Origin of the sequence: Arthrobacter agilis, assembly GCF_002953615.1 — a bacterium.
In the GTDB taxonomy this organism is placed as follows: domain Bacteria; phylum Actinomycetota; class Actinomycetes; order Actinomycetales; family Micrococcaceae; genus Arthrobacter_D; species Arthrobacter_D agilis_B.
On record NZ_CP024915.1, the window covers coordinates 2,350,253 to 2,354,600 of the forward strand.

Annotated in this window: 5 protein-coding genes; 3 read left to right on the forward strand and 2 right to left on the reverse strand. The window is 70.7% G+C overall.

The features are described 5' to 3' along the window. Positions 1–387 (forward strand): hypothetical protein (locus CVO76_RS11465; protein WP_208739342.1); only part of this gene is annotated, 387 nt, incomplete at its 5' end. Between the two features lie 90 nt (positions 388–477). Here CVO76_RS11465 and CVO76_RS11470 read toward each other — a convergent pair. Then, positions 478–1,287, reverse strand: coding sequence for an SDR family NAD(P)-dependent oxidoreductase (locus tag CVO76_RS11470; protein ID WP_208739343.1), 810 nt, complete (start codon positions 1,285–1,287; stop codon positions 478–480). Positions 1,288–1,466: 179 nt separating this feature from the next. Between CVO76_RS11470 and fdhA the strand changes: the two genes are divergently transcribed. Together fdhA and CVO76_RS11480 are read left to right on the forward strand one after the other, a co-directional pair. After that, positions 1,467–2,684 (forward strand): formaldehyde dehydrogenase, glutathione-independent, encoded by a 1,218-nt coding sequence (gene fdhA, locus CVO76_RS11475; protein ID WP_133082908.1) that lies wholly within the window; start codon positions 1,467–1,469, stop codon positions 2,682–2,684. A 411-nt stretch (positions 2,685–3,095) separates the two neighbouring features. Next, on the forward strand, positions 3,096–3,791 hold the full coding sequence (locus tag CVO76_RS11480) for a transglycosylase family protein (RefSeq protein ID WP_208739344.1): 696 nt from the start codon (positions 3,096–3,098) through the stop codon (positions 3,789–3,791). A gap of 111 nt (positions 3,792–3,902) precedes the next feature. On the opposite strand, the gene CVO76_RS11485 is transcribed toward CVO76_RS11480, so the two are convergent. Further along, on the reverse strand, positions 3,903–4,348 hold a 446-nt coding region (locus tag CVO76_RS11485), incomplete at its 5' end, for a hypothetical protein (protein WP_208739345.1).

Here is a 4,348-nt window from a genome sequence, read left to right on the forward strand (position 1 = left end):
CCCGGCGGCGCAGCCCTTCCCGCCGATCATCCCCTCGGCCCAGCGGTGCCGGTCCCGCCTGCCGGGAAGGAGGCGCGGCGCAGCGAGCAGGGCTCCGGGAACGGGGACGCCCCCGCGACGGCCGACCCGGCGTCGGACGCGACCGGCGGTCAGCACGGCGACGGCCATCCCGACGGGGATCGCCGGAACGACGTCCTGGACCCTTCCGCGGGATCGGCCGGGCAGCCCGCCGACACGATCCGCGACCAGCAGGACACCCATGCCGCAGGGGCCGTGCCGGCGGCGTTCAACGGCGAGGGCACACCCGCGGACCCGCACGAGGATCGCCACCCCGAGGACGCGGCGGCCGAGCCGGACAGCTGGGACAGCGGAGGAGCGACGTCCTGACGAGGTCCGCCGACGGGCACGACGGCGCAGGCGTCCCTCGGGCGCCCCGTGTCCGCCGCCGCTCGGTGGGAGGGCCGGGAGTGCCGCCGGTCAGCGGCCGCGCGTCGCGAAGCGTGCCACGATCGACGACGGCGCCACACGCGCCAGCGCCGTGAGCGCCTTGTAGCGCAGGCTCGGGATGGACACGGCCCTGCCCGCGGCCGTGTCCCTCAGCCCCTCACGGACGACGAGGCCGGCGTCGAGCCACAGGACCTCCGGCACGCTCGATGTGTCCACCCCCATGCGCTGGTGGAACTCGGTGTGCACGAAGCCGGGGCAGACCGCCGTCACCCGGATGCCCTCGGGCCCGTAGGTGAGGTTCGCCCAGCGGCTGAAGCTGATCATCGCCGCCTTCGCCGCTCCGTAGGTCGCTCGCGGGGTGAAGCCGGCGACGCTCGCCACGTTGATGATCGTCCCGTCGCGGCGGGGGCGCATGGACTGCAGGGCGGCGTGGGCGAGGGTGAGCGGCACCTCCACGTGGATGCGCAGGTGCCGGACCTCGTCGTCGAGCGTATTGTCCGCGAACGGCCGGACCAGCCCGTACCCGGCGTTGTTGACCAGCACGGTCACGGGCCGGACGCCGGGCTGCGACCGATCCGCTGCCGGGGACCCGGTACCGCCCGCGTCGTGCCCGCCGTCGAGGCGGGCGAGCACCCGGGCCAGGCCGTCCTCGTCGAGGAGGTCTGCTGCGAGGGTCTCGACCTGCACGCCCCAGCGGGTCCGCAGCGCGGCCGCCGTCTCCTCGAGCGGACCGGCGGCCCGGGCGACCAGCACCAGATCGCAGCCGCGCGCCGCGAACTGTCGCGCGAATTCAGCTCCGATACCGGAGGTGGCGCCGGTCACGAGCACGGTCCCAGTCATACAGCCACCCTCCCCCGCCGCGCCCCGGGCCGCAAGATGCGGGGAGGCGGAGATGCAACGTCGATGCGACCCCCCGCACTGTAGGTTCGGCGCTACCAGCGCGTCGCCTTCGTCGGGGCGCGCCGGCGACGGCGCCCGGGCACACCGGACGCACCAGTGCAGGCAGGAGAGGAAGTTCCATGAGCGGTAACAGAGCTGTTGCGTACAAGGGACCAGGGAAGGTCGAGGTCATCGACATCGACTACCCCACCTTCGAACTCAAGGACGGACCGGGGGTGAACCCGGCCAATGTGGGCCGGGCCGTCCACCACGGTGTGATCCTCAAGACCGTCACCACCAATATCTGCGGATCGGACCAGCACATGGTCCGGGGCCGCACCTCGGCTCCGGCGGACCTCGTCCTCGGCCACGAGATCACCGGCGAGGTCGTGGAAGTGGGACGCGACGTCGAATTCATCAAGAAGGGGGACATCTGTTCCGTCCCCTTCAACATCGCGTGCGGCCGGTGCCGCAACTGCAAGGAGCGCAAGACCGGCATCTGCCTCAACGTCAACCCGGACCGGCCCGGCAGCGCCTACGGCTACGTGGACATGGGCGGCTGGGTGGGCGGGCAGGCCGAGTACGTCCTGGTCCCCTACGCCGACTGGAACCTGCTGAAGTTCCCGGACCGCGACCAGGCCCTGGAGAAGATCCTGGATCTGACGATGCTCTCGGACATCTTCCCCACGGGCTACCACGGCGCCGTGTCGGCCGGGGTGGGGGTCGGCTCCACGGTCTACATCGCAGGTGCCGGTCCGGTCGGCCTCGCCGCCGCCGTCTCGGCGCAGCTCCTGGGCGCCGCCGTCGTCATCGTGGGTGACCTCAACGAGGGGCGGCTGGCGCAGGCACGGAGCTTCGGCTGCGAGACGGTGGACGTGTCCAAGGGCGATCCCCGCGACCAGGTCGAGCAGTTGCTCGGCGTTCCCGAGGTGGACTGCGGCGTGGACGCCGTCGGATTCGAGGCGCGGGGCCACGGCTCCGGTTCCGCGACCGAGGCGCCGGCGACGGTCCTGAACTCGCTCATGGACATCACGGCCGCCGGCGGCGCCCTGGGCATCCCGGGGCTGTATGTCACCAGCGACCCGGGAGCGGGCGACGACGCCGCGAAGGTGGGCTCCCTCTCCCTCAGCCTCGGCACGGGGTGGGCGAAGTCGCTGTCCTTCACCACGGGTCAGTGTCCGGTCATGAAATACAACCGGAGCCTCATGATGGCCATCCTGCACGACCGCGTCTCCATCGCGAAGGCCGTCAACGCCAAGTCGATCGGACTCGAGGAGGCACCGCGTGGCTACGAGGAGTTCGACGCCGGAGCCGCGACCAAGTACGTGCTCGATCCGCACGGGTACGTAGCGGCCTGACCGGCGCGTCGGGAACGGATCGGAAGGGGTCCGGGCTGCTACGCCCGGGCCCTTTCCGGCGCCGAGAGGACTCCCGCCGTCCCTGCCGGGGCCCGCAGTGCGCAAGTGTCGCAGAGGATCCTCAGTTTGGCCACATTTTCTTCCCTCGATTCGACCCGATGTCAAGCGCCGCGCCGTACCGGTTTGGCAACGAAACGAAATTACTTTACGGTGGAGGTAGTTCCCCGTCCGGGGAAGCGAAAAAGCTGCCGTCATACGAGCAGCGATGAATGCCCGGCACCGCCCTCCACCGCTCGTTGCTCAACAGGCGGCTGCCGAACCATGACCTCTATTCAAGTCAAGGTGAGCAGCGGCGCGAAGAAGTCCGGGGACGGACCTAGTGCGGGTGGCCTTTCGGAGCATCGTAACCCCATGAATACACACTCCTTCAGCACCAGCGCCCGTCGCGGACTCGCAGCAGTAGCACTCACCGGCCTCGGCCTCGGCGCAGCGGCCGGAGCGGCCAACGCCGCCCCCGCCAGCGACTGGGATGCACTGGCACAGTGCGAGAGCGGCGGAAACTGGGGCATCAACACCGGGAACGGCTTCTCCGGTGGCCTGCAGTTCACCCCGTCCACCTGGGCCGCCTTCGGTGGCCAGGGCGCTCCCCAGAACGCCAGCCGCGAGCAGCAGATCGCCGTCGCCGAGAATGTCCTCGCCGGCCAGGGCTGGGGCGCATGGCCTTCCTGCTCGGCACAGCTCGGGCTGAGCAGCACCGCTGCCCCGGGTGACGTGCAGTTCCAGCAGGCTCCGGCACCGGTCGCTCCCGTCGCCCAGGCACCCGTCCAGGTCCAGGCCCCCGTCCAGGTCCAGGCCCCCGTCCAGGTCCAGGCACCGGTCCAGGTCCAGGCACCCGTCGTCGCCCAGGCTCCCGTCGCCCAGGCGCCCGTTGCTCCCGTCGCACTGAGCGGCGAGACCTACACCATCCAGTCGGGTGACACCCTCAGCTCGATCGCCGGCAAGCTCGGCGTCAACGGTGGCTGGCAGGCACTCTTCGCCGCCAATGCCGACACCGTGATCCACGCGGACCTCATCTTCACGGGTGCCGTCCTGCAGCTCCCGGCCTAGTCCACAGGCCTCATCCGGCCGGTTGCCGCGTTCGCGGGTTGCTGTGTCCGGAATGAACGAAACCCCCGCCTCGAGAGGCGGGGGTTTCGTTCGTTCCGGGGGTCGCGGCCGCTAGCTGCAGGACGTCGCGTCCACGTCGATCTTGAGGTTGTGCGGCACCGCGTAGTCGCGCTCCGGCGAGGAGAATGCCACGAGGATGTTGTCCGCGCTGCCGTGCGTGGCACCCTGCGCGAGCTCGACGGTCACGATGATGTTCACGTGGGCGTCGGGCTCGAACTCGTAGCCCTCGGCCGGGACCGGAGGGCCGATGGGCTCCGGTGACGCCGACGGCGTCGGTGCTGCCGAGTGCTGCGCATGGGCGTCTGTCTCCGCTCCCGGGTGGTGGTGCCCCTCGCGGTTCGCCGTCTGGACCATCGACGAGATGATCTCCAGGCCCTGCGGATCTCCCAGGGTCATCCTCCCCAGGGTGAAGGTCTCCAGCGTCGGATTGTGCAGCATCACCGTGTAGCGCAGCCGGCTGTCGTCGGGCTGGACACCGCAGAGCTCCGCGCCGTCGA